Origin of the sequence: Colwellia sp. RE-S-Sl-9 (assembly GCF_048296855.1) — a bacterium.
Lineage (GTDB): Bacteria > Pseudomonadota > Gammaproteobacteria > Enterobacterales > Alteromonadaceae > Pseudocolwellia.
Genome location: NZ_CP182631.1, coordinates 4,438,924 through 4,453,740 on the forward strand (window position 1 = coordinate 4,438,924; position 14,817 = coordinate 4,453,740).

The window sequence follows — 14,817 nt, forward strand, 5'->3', positions numbered from 1 at the left end:
CATGTGCGCCCTTAGCTCAGCTGGATAGAGCAACGCCCTTCTAAGGCGTGGGTCGTAGGTTCGAATCCTACAGGGCGCGCCATACAGTGGTGGCTGTAGCTCAGTTGGTAGAGCCCCGGATTGTGATTCCGGTTGTCGAGGGTTCAAGTCCCTTCAGCCACCCCATTCAGGCTAGTAGAAATAAAGTATATCGGTGATTAGCGCAGCTTGGTAGCGCACTTGGTTTGGGTCCAAGGGGTCGCAAGTTCGAATCTTGCATCACCGACCACTTTACTCCTTTCATATGATTTCAATTTCTTAATCCATTAAAATTTCTATTATTAATTTTAGTGAATAAAATATCTTCTCTCATTTCTATCTTCGTACATTACATGTAAATCAATACGATTTTATCAATTGTGCTTATGATGTTATTGTTTTTTTCTGTAATTTAATAATAAATACAATTATTTATTATTAAATTAAAAATAAATTGTTTATACGCTCGACTATTGCTATAAGCATCGCTATAATTTCGCGTCATAATTTTTAATCTGAACATCTTTATTTGTAATTTTAAGCTTCGCTATTAATTTTAGGGAGATTAAAAGCAAACTCTACTTGTTATTGTTTGTTTACTGTATTTAGGTGAGTTATTGATAGCGTACTAAACGCTAAGTTTTGAGGTAATTAAATGCAAGTTTCAGTTGAGACTACACAAGGTTTGGAACGTCGTTTAACGATTTCTGTTCCTGCAGAATCAGTAGATGTTGAAGTTAAAAATCGTCTTCGTCATATAGCTAAAACACAACGAATTAACGGATTTCGTCCGGGTAAAGTTCCACCATCAGTTATTCAAAAACGTTACGGAAAGTCTGTACGTCAAGAAGTGGCTGGTGAGCTTATGCAGCGTAATTTTGTTGATGCGATCGTAGCAGAGAAAATTAACCCTGCTGGAAGACCAAACTTTGTTGCTAAAAGCAATGAAGAAGGTAAAGCATTAGAGTTTGAAGCAACTTTTGAAATTTATCCTGAAATTAAGCTAAATGATTTAGGATCAATTAACGTTGAAAAACCGAAAGTTGAAGTAACAGATAAAGATTTAGACGAAATGTTTGTTACGTTACAAAACCAACATAAAACGTGGAAAGAGAACAAACGTAAAAGTAAAAAAGGCGATAAACTAACTATCGACTTTACTGGTCGTATTGACGGTGAAGACTTTGAAGGTGGTAAAGCTGAAGGTTTTGAACTTGAATTAGATGCTGGCCGTATGATCCCAGGTTTCGAGACTGATATTATTGGTATGAAAGTTGGTGAAGAAAAAACGATTAAAGTAACTTTCCCTGAAGATTATCATGCTGAAAATCTAAAAGGCAAAGAAGCTGAATTTGATATTGTTGTTCATAAAACTGAAGGACCAGTAGTTCCTGATATTGATGAAGAATTTGCTAAGCTTTTCGGTGTGGAAGAAGGTGGTGTTGAAGCTTTACGTGATGAAGTACGTAAAAACATGTCACGTGAATTAACTCAAGCGGTTAAAGCTAAAGTTAAAGAGCAAGTGATTGACGGCTTATTAGCTGCACATGATATTGACATTCCTGCCTCTTTAATTGCTCAAGAAGTTGATGTTTTACGTCAACAAGCTATGCAACGCTTTGCTGGCCAAATGGATCCTAATAACTTACCTGAACTTCCAGCAGAAATGTTTGAAGAGCAAGCTAAGAAACGTGTTAAAACAGGTTTATTATTAGGTGAAGTGATTAAAGTAAACGAATTGAAAGTTGATGAAAACAAAGTAAATGAGCTTATTGCATCAGCAGCTTCTGCGTACGAAGATCCAAAAGAAGTGATTGAATACTACACAACTAACAAAGAGCTTAATCAACAAATGCAAAATGTTGCATTAGAAGAGCAAGCTGTTGAAGTAGTACTTGCAAGTGCAAAAGTTAAAGAAAAGAAAGCAAGTTTCAAAGATATTATGAATCCTGAAGGAAAATAAGCCTTTTAGATTGACATTTTATCAAGCAATCGCTTAAATGGCTTGTATGGAAACATACAAGCCATTTTTTTAATCTAAGGACAATCTGTTGTTTACTTCTCATACTTCTCAAAATTTAACAAGTGTTACTGAAAGCGCTTTGGTACCAATGGTTGTTGAACAAACACCAAAAGGTGAACGTTCATATGATATTTACTCTCGTCTTTTAAAAGAAAGAGTAATATTTCTGTGTGGTCAAGTTGAAGATCATATGGCAAACCTTATTGTTGCTCAGCTTCTTTTTTTAGAATCAGAAAGCCCTGAAAAAGATATTTTTCTATATATTAATTCACCGGGTGGCTCTGTTACTGCAGGTATGGCTATTTACGATACTATGAAGTTCATTAAACCGAATGTAAGTACGGTATGTATTGGTCAAGCTGCAAGTATGGGAGCATTCCTATTATCGGGCGGCGAAAAGGGTAAACGTTATTGCTTACCTAATGCGCGAGTTATGATTCATCAGCCTTTAGGTGGCTTCCAAGGTCAAGCGTCTGACTTTGAAATTCATGCTAAGGAAATTTTATACATAAAAGAAAAAATGAATCGCTTAATGGCAGAGCATACTGGTCAGCCGATAGAGAAGGTTTCAGAAGATACTGATAGAGATAACTTCTTAAGTGCAGAAAGTGCAGTTGAATATGGATTAGTTGACGCCATATTAGAACAAAGACAAGATAAATAATTTTATCTTTTATCGTAATATCATTTGTAAAATGATTAAATACTTAAATGTATAAGTAAATTCAAATTAAAGAATTAGAGGTACCGTATGACCGATATAACTAAAGGTGACGGTGATAACGGCAAGTTGCTGTATTGTTCATTTTGTGGCAAAAGTCAGCACGAAGTACGTAAACTTATCGCAGGTCCATCTGTGTTTGTTTGTGACGAATGCGTTGAACTGTGTAACGATATTATTCGTGAAGAAATTAAAGAAATTTCGCCAAAGCAAGACAAAGAAAAATTACCAACTCCAATGGAAATCAGAGATAGCCTTGATGATTATGTTATTGGTCAAGACCATGCTAAAAAAGTATTGTCTGTAGCGGTATATAACCATTACAAACGTTTACGTAATGGTGATTCTCATAATGGTGTTGAATTAGGTAAAAGTAATATTTTACTTATTGGTCCAACGGGTAGTGGCAAAACCTTATTAGCTGAAACTTTAGCAAGGTTATTAGATGTTCCATTTACTATGGCTGATGCAACCACATTAACCGAAGCTGGTTACGTTGGTGAAGATGTAGAGAATATTATCCAAAAATTATTACAGAAATGTGATTACGACGTTGATAAAGCTCAACGTGGCATCGTCTACATTGATGAAATTGATAAAATATCTAGAAAGTCTGATAATCCATCAATTACTCGCGATGTATCAGGTGAAGGCGTTCAACAAGCTTTATTAAAGCTTGTTGAAGGTACTATTGCTTCAGTACCTCCTCAAGGTGGTCGTAAGCATCCACAGCAAGAGTTTTTACAAGTTGATACGTCTAAAATCTTATTTATTTGTGGTGGTGCTTTTGCTGGGCTTGATAAAGTTATTGAACAACGTTGTCAAACAGGAACAGGTATTGGTTTTGGTGCTGAAGTTCGTGGAAAAGATGCTGAAAAATCATTAACTGAAAGGTTCCAAGACGTAGAACCTCAAGATTTAGTTAAATACGGTTTGATCCCTGAGTTTATTGGTCGATTACCTGTAGTGGCTACCTTAACTGAGCTTGATGAAGACGCTTTGATACAAATATTACAAGAACCTAAAAATGCCTTAACTAAACAATTTATTGCGCTTTTCGATATGGAAGGTGTTGAGTTAGAGTTTAGAAAAGATGCATTATTAGCTATTGCAAATAAAGCGATGAATCGTAAAACAGGTGCCCGTGGTTTACGTTCAATTGTTGAGAGTGTATTACTCGAAACTATGTACGAGTTACCATCATTAGAAAATGCGTGTAAAGTGGTTGTTGATGAAACCGTCATTAAAGGTGAGTCAAAACCTATCGTGATTTATGAAACACCACAAGACCAAGCTGTTTCGGAGTAACTTAACCTATAAAGTTAAATAGTTGTTTGAAATTAAATAAAAAAGAGTCGTAATGGCTCTTTTTTTTCTTTGGCTGTTGAAAGCCTTACGATAATCCCCATATACTTTTTAAGTGTAAATTCTTCATACTAATTCCCGAGAGAGTAATCTATGAGCGATGAGTTATCTGGCGTAACTGAAATTCCAGTACTAGCCTTACGTGATGTTGTTGTATACCCGCAAATGGTGATCCCATTATTTGTAGGCAGAGAGAAATCAATTCGTTGTTTAGATATTGCTAACGAAAAAGATAAACAAATATTTTTAGTTGCACAAAAAGATGCTGCTATTGATGATCCATCTTTTAACGATGTCTATCAAACCGGAACTGTTGCCTCTATTTTACAAATGCTAAAACTACCAGACGGAACTGTAAAAGTTCTTGTTGAAGGGGTTAAAAGAGCAAAAATTTCTGAATTTGTAGAAACTGAAGAATATTTTACGGCGAACATAGATTTTCTTCAAACAACAGATGGCGATGTTGAAAATAGTGAGGTATTAGTTAGATCAGCTATTTCGCAATTTGAAGGTTACGTAAAGCTTAATAAAAAAATACCTCCTGAAGTATTAACCTCAGTAGCAGGTATTGATGATCCTGAACAACTAGCAGATACCATGGCTGCTCACATGCCTCTTAAATTAGAGGACAAACAAAAAGTATTAGAAATCGTCAATATATCAGAGCGATTAGAATACTTAATGGGGTTAATGGAAGGTGAAATCGACCTTCTTCAAGTTGAAAAGAAAATTCGTACTCGCGTTAAAAAGCAAATGGAAAAAAGCCAACGTGAATATTATTTGAATGAGCAAATGAAAGCTATTCAAAAAGAACTTGGCGATATGGAAGATACGCCTGATGAAGCAGAATTAATTAATAAAAAAATTGATGCTGCTCAAATGCCTAAAGAAGCCAAAGAAAAAACATTAGCTGAAGCTAAAAAATTACAAATGATGTCACCAATGTCAGCAGAAGCTACTGTTGTGCGAAGTTACATTGATTGGATGACAAGTGTACCTTGGAAAAAGAAAAGTAAACTTAAGCGTAACTTAGCATTAGCCGAAGAGGTTTTAGATCAAGATCATTATGGTTTAGATAAAGTTAAAGAACGTATACTTGAATATTTAGCGGTTCAGCAAAGAGTGACATCATTAAAAGGACCTATTTTATGTTTAGTAGGACCTCCAGGTGTAGGTAAAACCTCACTTGGCCAATCTATTGCCAGATCTACAGGTCGTAAATATGTACGTATGGCATTAGGCGGTGTAAGAGATGAAGCTGAAATTAGGGGGCATAGACGAACCTATATAGGCTCATTACCGGGGAAGCTGATTCAAAAGATTGCAAAAGTGGGTGTTAAAAACCCATTATTCTTATTAGATGAAATTGATAAAATGGCATCTGATATGCGAGGAGACCCAGCTTCAGCACTTTTAGAGGTTTTAGATCCAGAGCAAAATAGCAGCTTTAACGATCATTACTTAGAAGTTGATTATGATTTATCTGACGTAATGTTTGTCGCTACGTCGAACAGCATGGATATTCCAGGTCCTTTACTTGACCGTATGGAAGTTATTCGTTTATCGGGTTATACCGAAGATGAAAAATTAAATATAGCTAAAAACCATCTTCTTAAGAAACAAATAGAGCGTAATGGTTTAAAGGAAAGTGAAATAACTATTGAAGATAGTGCTATTATTGGCATTATTCGTTATTACACACGCGAAGCAGGTGTACGTAGTTTAGAAAGAGATATATCTAAACTTTGTAGAAAAGCAGTTAAAGCTATTTTATTAGATAAAAAGCTTAAAAGTGTTGTTGTTAATCAAGACAACTTATCTGAATACTTGGGTGTGCAACGCTTCGATTATGGTAAAGCCGATGAGCAAAATCGTGTAGGGCTTGTTACAGGCCTAGCTTGGACATCAGTTGGTGGTGAACTACTTACTATTGAAACCGCTTCAGTTCCAGGTAAAGGTAAGCTGACTTACACTGGTTCATTAGGTGATGTTATGCAAGAGTCTATTCAAGCAGCCATGACGGTTGTTAGAAGTAGAACTGAGAAGTTTAGAATTAATGAAGACTTCCATGAAAAGCGTGATATACACGTTCATGTACCTGAAGGAGCCACTCCTAAAGATGGTCCAAGTGCAGGGGTTGGTATGTGTACTGCGTTGGTTTCTAGTTTAACTGGCAATCCGGTTAAAGCTGAAGTGGCAATGACGGGTGAAATAACGTTAAGAGGTGAGGTTTTAGCTATTGGTGGTTTGAAAGAAAAATTACTTGCTGCTCATCGCGGAGGAATTAAAACCGTCATAATTCCTAAAGATAATGAACGTGATTTAAAAGAAATACCTGAAAATGTGATTGCTGATTTGACTATCTATCCAGTAAAGTGGATTGAAGAAGTATTGGATATTGCACTCGAAAACCCAATTGAGAAGGTTAAATTAAAAAGTTAACGTAGTGGATTTTGGGCATTTTTTGAATAAAATGTTCAAAAAAGTGTAAAAAAACAAAAAAAAATGAAAAAAAATGAAATTTTAGCTTTTCAAACGCTGAAACTGTGGTAAGTTAACAACGCTGAGAAGGTCGAACCCCAATATAGATACGGGGTCTAGTCGAGATAATAGCAATAATAATTATTCTATTATCTAAATTTAAAATTTCTTTAACTCAGTGCTTGATGTTCAAAATAAAGCTTGCTATAAAATATGCTTTTGCAGGACGCTACAAACAAATGATAGCGCTGGAATAATAACAATTGAAGGGGAAAACTGTGAATAAATCTCAACTAATCGAAAAAATTGCAGCTGGTGCTGATATCTCTAAAGCAGCTGCGGGTCGTGCATTAGACTCTTTTATCGAAGCTGTTACAGAAGAATTAAAGGGTGGCGATCAAGTAGCGCTAGTTGGATTTGGTACTTTCTCTGTGCGTGACCGCGCAGCTCGTACTGGCCGTAATCCTCAAACAGGTGCTACAATTGAAATTGCTGCAGCTAAAATTCCATCTTTCAAAGCTGGTAAAGCGTTGAAAGATGCTTGTAATAACTAATCACAGTTATATGATTGAATGAAAAAACCACCTTTTTAGGTGGTTTTTTGTTATATAAATTTAAAATTAAAGTAATATCATTCCACTTAACTATTTAGTGTTTTAATGAGAATAAAGTAAGTATTTAAGTAGAATGATATTAACAATAACTAAAAGTGCATTTCTAGGTGAAAATATTTTATATTTATCTTTTAATCTAGCTTCAAGGTGTGTGTTCATTCTGTTAAAATCACGCGCAAATGATCTACAAATTTTATTAAATATCATAATAGAACATAATTTAATTAGAATTTGAAATAAGCACTCGGTGTAATAAGAGAGAGAAATGTTAGAAAATATTAGAGAAAGTTCTCAGGGTATGGCAGCTAAGATTATTCTTGGCTTAGTAATTTTGACTTTTGCATTGGCTGGGATTGGTAGTTATACAAATTCTACGGATACTTCAGTTGCTGATGTTAATGGTGAGAAAATTACTCAGCAAGACTTTAACAAAGCGTATCAAGCACAAAGAAATAGAATGCAGCAACAATTTGGCGAAATGTTTGAAAACCTAGCGGCAGATCAAACATATATGGCAAATTTTAGAAATGGTATTGTTGATAATTTAATTAACGAACGTTTAGTTGATCAAAATTCAGCGAATTTATCTATTAAAGTGTCTGATGAACGAATTAAAGAAACAATTCGTACTATGCCTGAATTTCAAATTGATGGTGTTTTTGATAATAATCGTTATTTAGCATTAATTAATCAAGCGGGTTTTTATCAATCATCTGATTTTAGAGATTATTTACGATTAGAAATGAGTCGTCGTCAATTAACTCAAGCTTTAGTCGTAAGTGAATTTGCGTTACCGTATCAAAGTACTATGGCTGCAAAATTACAAAATCAAAAACGTGATATTCGATTTGCTTCAATTGATTTAGAGCAATTTAAAAGTTCGGTTGAAGTAACAGAAGAAGAAATTAAAAGCTTCTATCAAGAAAACCAAGCTCGTTTTATGAATCAAGAAAAGGTTAAAGTTAATTACATCGCCTTGAATGTTGCAGATATTGCAAAAGATATCATAGTTTCAGACGACGATGTAAAAGCTTACTATGAAGAAAATATCAAAAATTTCCGTCAAGAAGAACAACGTAAAATTTCTCATATACTCATCGAAGTTAATGACGATGAAGCTAAGGCCAAAGCAGAGGCTGAATCTATACTTACTAAAATAAATGCTGGTGAAGATTTTGCTGAATTAGCTAAAAAATATTCAGCGGATACCTTTAGTGGTGAAAACGGTGGTGATTTAGATTGGTTAGAACGTGGCTCAATGGATGAAGTTTTTGATGAAAAAGCGTTTGCTTTAGCCAATGTTGGTGATGTTAGTGATGTTGTTAAAACTGAATATGGTTTTCATATTATTAAGTTAACGGATCTTAAAGCTGAGGTAACAAAACCTTTAAGTGATGTGTTTGACGAATTGAAAGTAACCGTGAGTAATCAAAAAGCACAAGAAGAGTTTTTTGTACTTCAACAAGAAATGGCTCGTGTAAGCTTTGAATTTCCAGATAGCTTAGATGATGCTGCCGAAGCTGTTAAAACGAAAGTAATGACTTCAGAATGGTTATCTCGTACAGGTAATTCTGCACCTTTTGAAAATCCAAAAGCAATAGATGCAGCATTTTCTGATTTAGTTCTTAATGAGAACCTTAACTCTGATGTTATCGAAGTAAGCGACTCAATGGCTATTGTTATACGTTTAAACGAACATCAAATGGCTAAGGTTAAATCTTTAGAAGAAGTAACGGAAACGATTAAATCATCTTTAATAGCGCAAAAAGCTAAAGCTGAAGCTCAAAATACAGTAGATGCTTTATTGGCTGAATTACAATCAGGTGCTGATATTACTGAAAAATTAACGCAATACGGTGCTGTTTTTGAAACTAAAGCCGATGTGACTCGTTTTGCAACAGATGTTGAACGTTCAATAGTAGAAAAAGCGTTTACCTTAGCACATCCTGCAGAAGGTTCTGTATCAGCAGGTTTATCTGATTTATCTAATGGTGGCTTTGCTTTAATTGAAGTACAAGCGGTTAAAACCAGCGAAAGTAAATTAGATGCCAACGTCGAAAACCAGCAAGTGAATCAGTTAGCTCAATCGGCATACTTAAGCTATGTTGAATCATTAAAGGCTAATGCTTCAATAACTAAGAATTCTTTAGTTACATCAGTTAATTAAGTTTCTTAATTCTGAATAGTCTAATTTCGGATAGATAATAAAAAAGCTGCTTAATGCAGCTTTTTTTAATTCCAGTATTACGTAGTAATAAGCAAATAATTTTTGGGGGCGTATAACATTTTTATTCAACGAGCAAAGACTTGAAACTGTTGGCTCATAATTAATTTTTTTGTATATTTATGTTTTGGGTTGGCTAAAACCTCAAAGGTTTTGCCTTTTTCAATAACTTTTCCCTGATTCAATACAATAATTTCGTCACTAAAATGTTTAACTATCCCTAAATTATGAGAGATCAAGATAAATGCTAAACCCATTTGTTCTTGTATATCGAGTAATAAATTAATCATTTGAGAGCGTAATGATGGATCTAGGGATGCTAGGGCTTCATCGAGTATAATGACTTGTGGTTTTAAAATAATTGCTCTAGCCAATGAAATTCTTTGCTTTTGACCTCCTGAAAACATATGAGGATAAAAGTTCATATGGTCAGATAATAATCCTACCTGTTGTAAAGTTTCACTAATGAGTTGAGCTCGCTCTAATTCATCTAAGTTAGTATTTAGTTTTAGAGGTTCGTCTAGTAGTTGATGAATGGTTAAGCTCGGATTTAATGTTGTACTTGAATCTTGAAATATCATTCTGATATGTTGACAGCGTTGCTTAAAATTACCTGCTTGGAGTGTTTGTCCATTTAGCTTTATATCGCCTGAAGTAGGCTTTTCTGCTCCCACTAATAACTTCGCTAACGTTGACTTGCCTGCACCAGACTCACCAACAATAGCGAGTGTTTTATAAGCTTGTATATCAAAATTTATAGGGTACAAAGCAGTTTGCTTTTTTCTATTAAAAAAATAGCCCGGTTTTTTATATTCTTTAAATAGCTCGTTGACATGAAGTAAAGGGATCAATTTAATATGTATCCTTTAGTGAGTGGTGGCAGCTAACGATGTGACCATGGTAATTTTTAGCTTTTGGTGCATTTACGCAGGCTTGTTGTGCTCTTGGGCATCTTGGTCCTAAACGGCAACCTATTGGTAAGTGCTGTAAAATAGGAATGCTGCCCGGTAACGCTGATAATTTAGATTTTGGTTCGAGGGTCAAGCTAGCATGTGAGGTACTTTCTACCAAGGCTTTAGTATAAGGATGAAACGGGGTGGTAAATATTTGTTCAGTTGTTCCTGCCTCTACAAATTGTCCGCTATACATCACTGTTATTCTTTTGGTCCAGTGTGTCATATTTTCCAAGTCATGACTTATCAATAAAACAGACATGTTTTTAAGTTGATTCAAACTTGCTAATAAACGGAAGATTTGACCTTGGTTTGTGCTTTCCATAGCTGCAGTAGGTTCATCAGCAATAAGTAGTATAGGACGTCTAGCAAGAGCCATTGCAATCATTACACGCTGACACAGGGCTTCTGTTAATTGGTGAGGGTAACTACGTGTACATTCAGTGTGCTTTTTTATACCCACTTTATGTAATAGCGTAATTGCCGCCAGCTTTCTTTGTTTCTTCTTTTGCCAAAAAAAACCAGTCAGTTGTTTATTATCTACCGCTTCTTCTAATTGTTCTCCAATAGTTGTTGTAGGATCTAAGCAAGACATAGGCTCTTGAAAAATCATGGCGACATCTTTTGAAATAATTTTTTTTCTTTCAGATATTGATAGCCGCATGAGATCTTTACCACGCCAATGAAATCTATCCGCATCTACTATCCATTTTTCGTCTAAAACACCTATTATTGCTTGAGCTAGTAAAGACTTTCCTGAGCCTGATTCACCTACTAAACCTCGTAATTCGCCTTCTTTCATTACAAGAGAAATGCGATCAATTGCAACTATTCTTTTATTGCCAGAGAGCATGACTATTGAAAGGTTTCTAATATCAAGTAGGTTCATTAGTGTTCCTTTCTTTGTTTCAATGCATGGCGTAAGCCTTCACCAACAAGGTTGGTTGCAATAACTGAGAATAGTATCGCTAAGCCAGGGAAATAGACGGTCCATGGAGCAATATAAAAGAGATCTATACCATTCGATACCATGGTACCCCATTCAGGTATATTGTTTGGTGCTCCTAAACCTAAAAAACCTAGCGCAGCTATGTCTAAAATTGCTGCCGATTGGGCAAGTGTAGCTTGAGTAATTATTTTTTCGATGATATTTGGGAAGATTGAGTATTGTAATAATCTTAAAGGACTTGCTCCATCTAGCTTTGAAGCTAACACGTAATCTTTAGAAAACTCTTTTTTTACTTCATTTCTTGTTGTATGAATAAACTGAGGTATGAGTACAATAATAATAGCTAAAACTGTATTACTTAATCCTGTTCCTAATATAGCTACTATAACAATAGCGAGTAAAAGAGATGGGATAGATAAAATTACATCCAGAAAGTGATTAAGAAAACTCGATTTAAATCCTGAGGTTAAAGCAGATAATGACCCAATAACTACACCTATCATGGCAGAAGTTATAACAATAATAAAACTTAAACCAAAAGTAAAAGAAGCTCCATGCATAAGCATCGATAGCATGTCTCTACCTAGTTGATCTGTCCCTAACAAAAAGCTTACGTTACCATCATCATTCCATGCTGGAGATAGTAAAATGTTTTCCAAATGGGTTTGTGATGATGAAAATGGCGTTATTAAAGGCGCAAATATCGCTAAGAAAACTAAGGCTAAAAAACAGCTGAAAGCCAACATTATCATGGGCTTTTCTTTGAAGTTGTACCATAGCTGTAGAAGCGGAGAGGGGAACTCTTCTTCTTGGTATATATTCTCACGCGCCATGTTTACGATCTCTTGCTAGTGGGTTTAATGCAGCGTAAATAAAATCTGTTAATATATGTACAATAAATATAAAGCTCGATAAAGCTAAAAGCCCACCTTGTATAGCGGTGTAGTCTCTTTGAAATATACTTTCAATTAACCATCGCCCTATGCCAGGCCAGCTGAAAATAACTTCTGTTACCATAGCTAAGGTGACTAAATTGGCAAATTGCAATCCTACATGTCTAATAACATTCACTAAGGCATTTCTAATCGCATGACGGTAAATTATTTGCCATAAGGTTAGGCCTTTAGCTTTAGCAGCAGTGATATAACTTGACTCTAGTACTTCCATCATTGATGTTCTAGCCAGCCTGATAAAAATAGTCATGGGAGCGATTGCTACCACACTAGCTGGCATTATTATATGTAATGTGGCGTTCTGAAAAGCTTGCCATTTATATTCATTGTCACTTAATAAAATATCGAAGAATTGAATGCCGGTAATATGTTTTATTTCATATACTAAACTAATACGGCCTGCAGAAGGCAGCCAGCCTAACTGAATCGAAAAAATTAGAATAGCCAATAATCCTAGCCAAAAAATAGGAATTGAGTAACCCAACATAGATACAAATAATATGATTTTATCGGGAATTTTTTCGTGGTTAATTGCCGCAATAAAACCGATAGGAATACCAACTAACATCGCGATGAATAGGGCGACTACACTTAATTCTATTGTTGCTGGTAACAGGTTCATTATTTCAGAAGAAATAGGAAGATGACTAGCGATTGAAATTCCAAAATCACCATCAAATAAATGGGATATGTAGGCCCAATATTGTTTAAAAATATTACTATTATATTGGTATTCTGCTATTAATAATTCACGTTGTTCGGGACTTGCATTAACTTGACCTGTTAAATTAATAAGAGCATCACCAGGAAATAAAGAACTTAAACTGAACGATAAAGCGGTAAGTACAATAAAAGTAAATATAAAAAGATTTAATCGTCTTAAAGTAAATATCAACATTAGTTTTTATTTACCTCAACAAAATTAATTCCGCCAAAGGATTTTAATAATTGTCCTGTTATTTTTTTGTCACGAGCTTGAAACCTTTTAGAGTGAGCAAGAGGGATAAGCGGTATTTCATCTTCTATTATTTTCAATGCACTTTCATAATATTTTTTTCGTTTAATTACATTGGTAGTTTCTAAAGATTGACTGATAAGTTTATCAAATTCTTTATTACACCAAAATGTTCCTGTACTGCCCTGTTTAGATGAGGAACAGCTTAATAATGGCGTGAAAAAATTATCTGGATCTGGGTGATCAGCTGTCCAACCTAGTAATACTGCATTATGTTGACCTTCAGCTATTAGCTGTAAAAATGTACCCCATTCATATTTATGAACAATATTTACCGTTATACCTATTTTTTTTAAATCGCTAGCGATTAATTTTGCCATAGTTAGCGCATCAGGATTATAGGCTCTTTGAATTGGCATTGCCCATAAACTCATCGTAAAACCATCAGGGTAACCTGCTTCATTTAATGTACTAATAGCTTTATCTATCGAATATTCTTGTTTAGTTATGTTTTCATCATACGCCCATGACGTAGGCGGAACAATGGTATTTGCGACTTCGGCTTTACCAAAATAAATAGTATCAATGATAACTTTTTTATTAATGGCGTAAGAGATAGCTTTACGCACCAGTTTATTGTTAAAAGGCGGTTTGGTTGTATTAAAACCTAAGTATCCAATATTGAATGACGTTATCTCATTTAATATTAAATCAGGCCTTTCGATAATTTTTGTATGGGCTATAGGATAGGCGACTACATCGCATTCTTTTGCTAATAATTTTGTCAGCCGACCTGTGTTACTAGGAGTAATATCAAAAATTAATTGTTCAATACCTACTTTCTTCTGCCAATAATTTTCATGAGCTAAATAACGGATAAAAAATCCTGCTCTGTATTCTTTGTATTTAAATGGTCCTGTGCCTATTGGTAGCATATCTATTTGTTGGTGAGAATCTAATTCAGATAAATACTGAGCATATTCAGCAGATAAAATAACGGCAAAGTCTGTGGCTAAATTTGCTAAAAAAGAACTGTCGGGTCGGCTTAAAGTAAAGCGGACTGTATATTCATTGATTTTTTCAATATTGGTGACTAAAGAATTAAATTCTATGCTGTGAAAAAAGGGATATAAGCCACCAGATACTTCATGATATTCATGATCTATATTTAATATTCGGTTAAAAGAGAAAATTACGTCTTCAGCATTAAGCTTTCTTGATGGTTTGAAATAGCTAGTGTGATGAAATTCAACATCTTTACGTAGGTAAAAGGTTACTTTTTTCCCATCTTTAGTTATATGCCAAGATTTAGCAAGAGAAGGGGAAACCTCATTATTATCACCACTATAGGTAACTAAACGGTTATATAGTTGGTTAGATGTTGCATCAGTCGTTACACCTGATGTGACTGTTTGGGGGTTAAAATTTTCTGGAGAGCCTTCACTGCAGTAGATAACACTTTTTGTACTTAATAAAGTGGTATCTTCCTCGTTGCATCCCTGTAATAGGAAGCCAATAAAAGGTAGTGTTAGAAAACATATTAAGGGATTGAATGACATCA

Annotated in this window: 11 protein-coding genes and 3 tRNA genes; 9 read left to right on the forward strand and 5 right to left on the reverse strand. The window is 34.8% G+C overall.

Annotation, left to right across the window (positions count from 1 at the left end):
- The first annotated feature begins 5 nt into the window (after positions 1 to 5).
- From ACM9HF_RS19310 to ACM9HF_RS19350, 9 genes are all read left to right on the forward strand, one after another.
- Positions 6 to 82, forward strand: a tRNA-Arg gene (locus ACM9HF_RS19310).
- 7 nt (positions 83 to 89) lie between these two features.
- A tRNA-His gene (locus tag ACM9HF_RS19315) sits at positions 90 to 165 on the forward strand.
- Between the two features lie 26 nt (positions 166 to 191).
- A tRNA-Pro gene (locus ACM9HF_RS19320) sits at positions 192 to 268 on the forward strand.
- Between the two features lie 405 nt (positions 269 to 673).
- On the forward strand, positions 674 to 1,981 hold the full coding sequence (gene tig / locus ACM9HF_RS19325) for a trigger factor (RefSeq protein WP_473613173.1): 1,308 nt from the start codon (positions 674 to 676) through the stop codon (positions 1,979 to 1,981).
- 88 nt (positions 1,982 to 2,069) lie between these two features.
- Positions 2,070 to 2,705: an ATP-dependent Clp endopeptidase proteolytic subunit ClpP gene (gene clpP / locus ACM9HF_RS19330; RefSeq protein WP_473613174.1), complete on the forward strand. Its 636-nt coding sequence runs from the start codon at positions 2,070 to 2,072 to the stop codon at positions 2,703 to 2,705.
- An 87-nt stretch (positions 2,706 to 2,792) separates the two neighbouring features.
- On the forward strand, positions 2,793 to 4,070 hold the full coding sequence (gene clpX / locus ACM9HF_RS19335) for an ATP-dependent protease ATP-binding subunit ClpX (protein ID WP_473613175.1): 1,278 nt from the start codon (positions 2,793 to 2,795) through the stop codon (positions 4,068 to 4,070).
- 150 nt (positions 4,071 to 4,220) lie between these two features.
- Positions 4,221 to 6,569, forward strand: coding sequence for an endopeptidase La (lon, locus tag ACM9HF_RS19340; protein ID WP_473613176.1), 2,349 nt, complete (start codon positions 4,221 to 4,223; stop codon positions 6,567 to 6,569).
- Between the two features lie 317 nt (positions 6,570 to 6,886).
- The gene (gene hupB / locus ACM9HF_RS19345) at positions 6,887 to 7,162 is read left to right on the forward strand and encodes a nucleoid-associated protein HU-beta (protein WP_473613177.1); all 276 of its coding nucleotides are present in this window, start codon (positions 6,887 to 6,889) and stop codon (positions 7,160 to 7,162) included.
- A 325-nt stretch (positions 7,163 to 7,487) separates the two neighbouring features.
- Positions 7,488 to 9,389: a SurA N-terminal domain-containing protein gene (locus ACM9HF_RS19350; RefSeq protein WP_473613178.1), complete on the forward strand. Its 1,902-nt coding sequence runs from the start codon at positions 7,488 to 7,490 to the stop codon at positions 9,387 to 9,389.
- A gap of 125 nt (positions 9,390 to 9,514) precedes the next feature.
- Here ACM9HF_RS19350 and ACM9HF_RS19355 read toward each other — a convergent pair whose 3' ends face one another.
- The 5 genes from ACM9HF_RS19355 to ACM9HF_RS19375 are packed head-to-tail and all read right to left on the reverse strand — an operon-like array spanning position 9,515 to position 14,815.
- Positions 9,515 to 10,297, reverse strand: a complete 783-nt coding sequence (locus ACM9HF_RS19355; protein WP_473613179.1) for a peptide ABC transporter ATP-binding protein — start codon at positions 10,295 to 10,297, stop codon at positions 9,515 to 9,517.
- Position 10,298: 1 nt separating this feature from the next.
- Entirely contained in the window at positions 10,299 to 11,288 is a 990-nt protein-coding gene (locus tag ACM9HF_RS19360) for an oligopeptide/dipeptide ABC transporter ATP-binding protein (protein ID WP_473613180.1), read from the reverse strand.
- Positions 11,288 to 12,181, reverse strand: coding sequence for an ABC transporter permease subunit (locus tag ACM9HF_RS19365; RefSeq protein ID WP_473613181.1), 894 nt, complete (start codon positions 12,179 to 12,181; stop codon positions 11,288 to 11,290). The genes ACM9HF_RS19360 and ACM9HF_RS19365 overlap by 1 nt, the downstream gene beginning before the upstream one ends.
- Positions 12,171 to 13,199 (reverse strand): ABC transporter permease, encoded by a 1,029-nt coding sequence (locus tag ACM9HF_RS19370; protein WP_473613182.1) that lies wholly within the window; start codon positions 13,197 to 13,199, stop codon positions 12,171 to 12,173. The genes ACM9HF_RS19365 and ACM9HF_RS19370 overlap by 11 nt, the downstream gene beginning before the upstream one ends.
- Positions 13,199 to 14,815 carry an ABC transporter substrate-binding protein gene (locus ACM9HF_RS19375; RefSeq protein ID WP_473613183.1) on the reverse strand — a complete coding sequence of 539 codons (1,617 nt, stop codon included), beginning with the start codon at positions 14,813 to 14,815 and terminating at the stop codon, positions 13,199 to 13,201. The genes ACM9HF_RS19370 and ACM9HF_RS19375 overlap by 1 nt, the downstream gene beginning before the upstream one ends.
- Positions 14,816 to 14,817 lie beyond the last annotated feature (2 nt).

Excerpts from the sequence above, each read along its gene's own strand:
- tig (WP_473613173.1), top strand. The coding sequence starts at position 674 with ATGCAAGTTTCAGTTGAGACTACACAAGGTTTGGAACGTCGTTTAACG.
- clpX (WP_473613175.1), top strand. The coding sequence starts at position 2,793 with ATGACCGATATAACTAAAGGTGACGGTGATAACGGCAAGTTGCTGTAT.
- lon (WP_473613176.1), top strand. The coding sequence starts at position 4,221 with ATGAGCGATGAGTTATCTGGCGTAACTGAAATTCCAGTACTAGCCTTA.
- ACM9HF_RS19350 (WP_473613178.1), top strand. The coding sequence starts at position 7,488 with ATGTTAGAAAATATTAGAGAAAGTTCTCAGGGTATGGCAGCTAAGATT.
- ACM9HF_RS19360 (WP_473613180.1), bottom strand. The coding sequence starts at position 11,288 with ATGAACCTACTTGATATTAGAAACCTTTCAATAGTCATGCTCTCTGGC.
- ACM9HF_RS19365 (WP_473613181.1), bottom strand. The coding sequence starts at position 12,181 with ATGGCGCGTGAGAATATATACCAAGAAGAAGAGTTCCCCTCTCCGCTT.
- ACM9HF_RS19370 (WP_473613182.1), bottom strand. The coding sequence starts at position 13,199 with ATGTTGATATTTACTTTAAGACGATTAAATCTTTTTATATTTACTTTT.
- ACM9HF_RS19375 (WP_473613183.1), bottom strand. The coding sequence starts at position 14,815 with ATGTCATTCAATCCCTTAATATGTTTTCTAACACTACCTTTTATTGGC.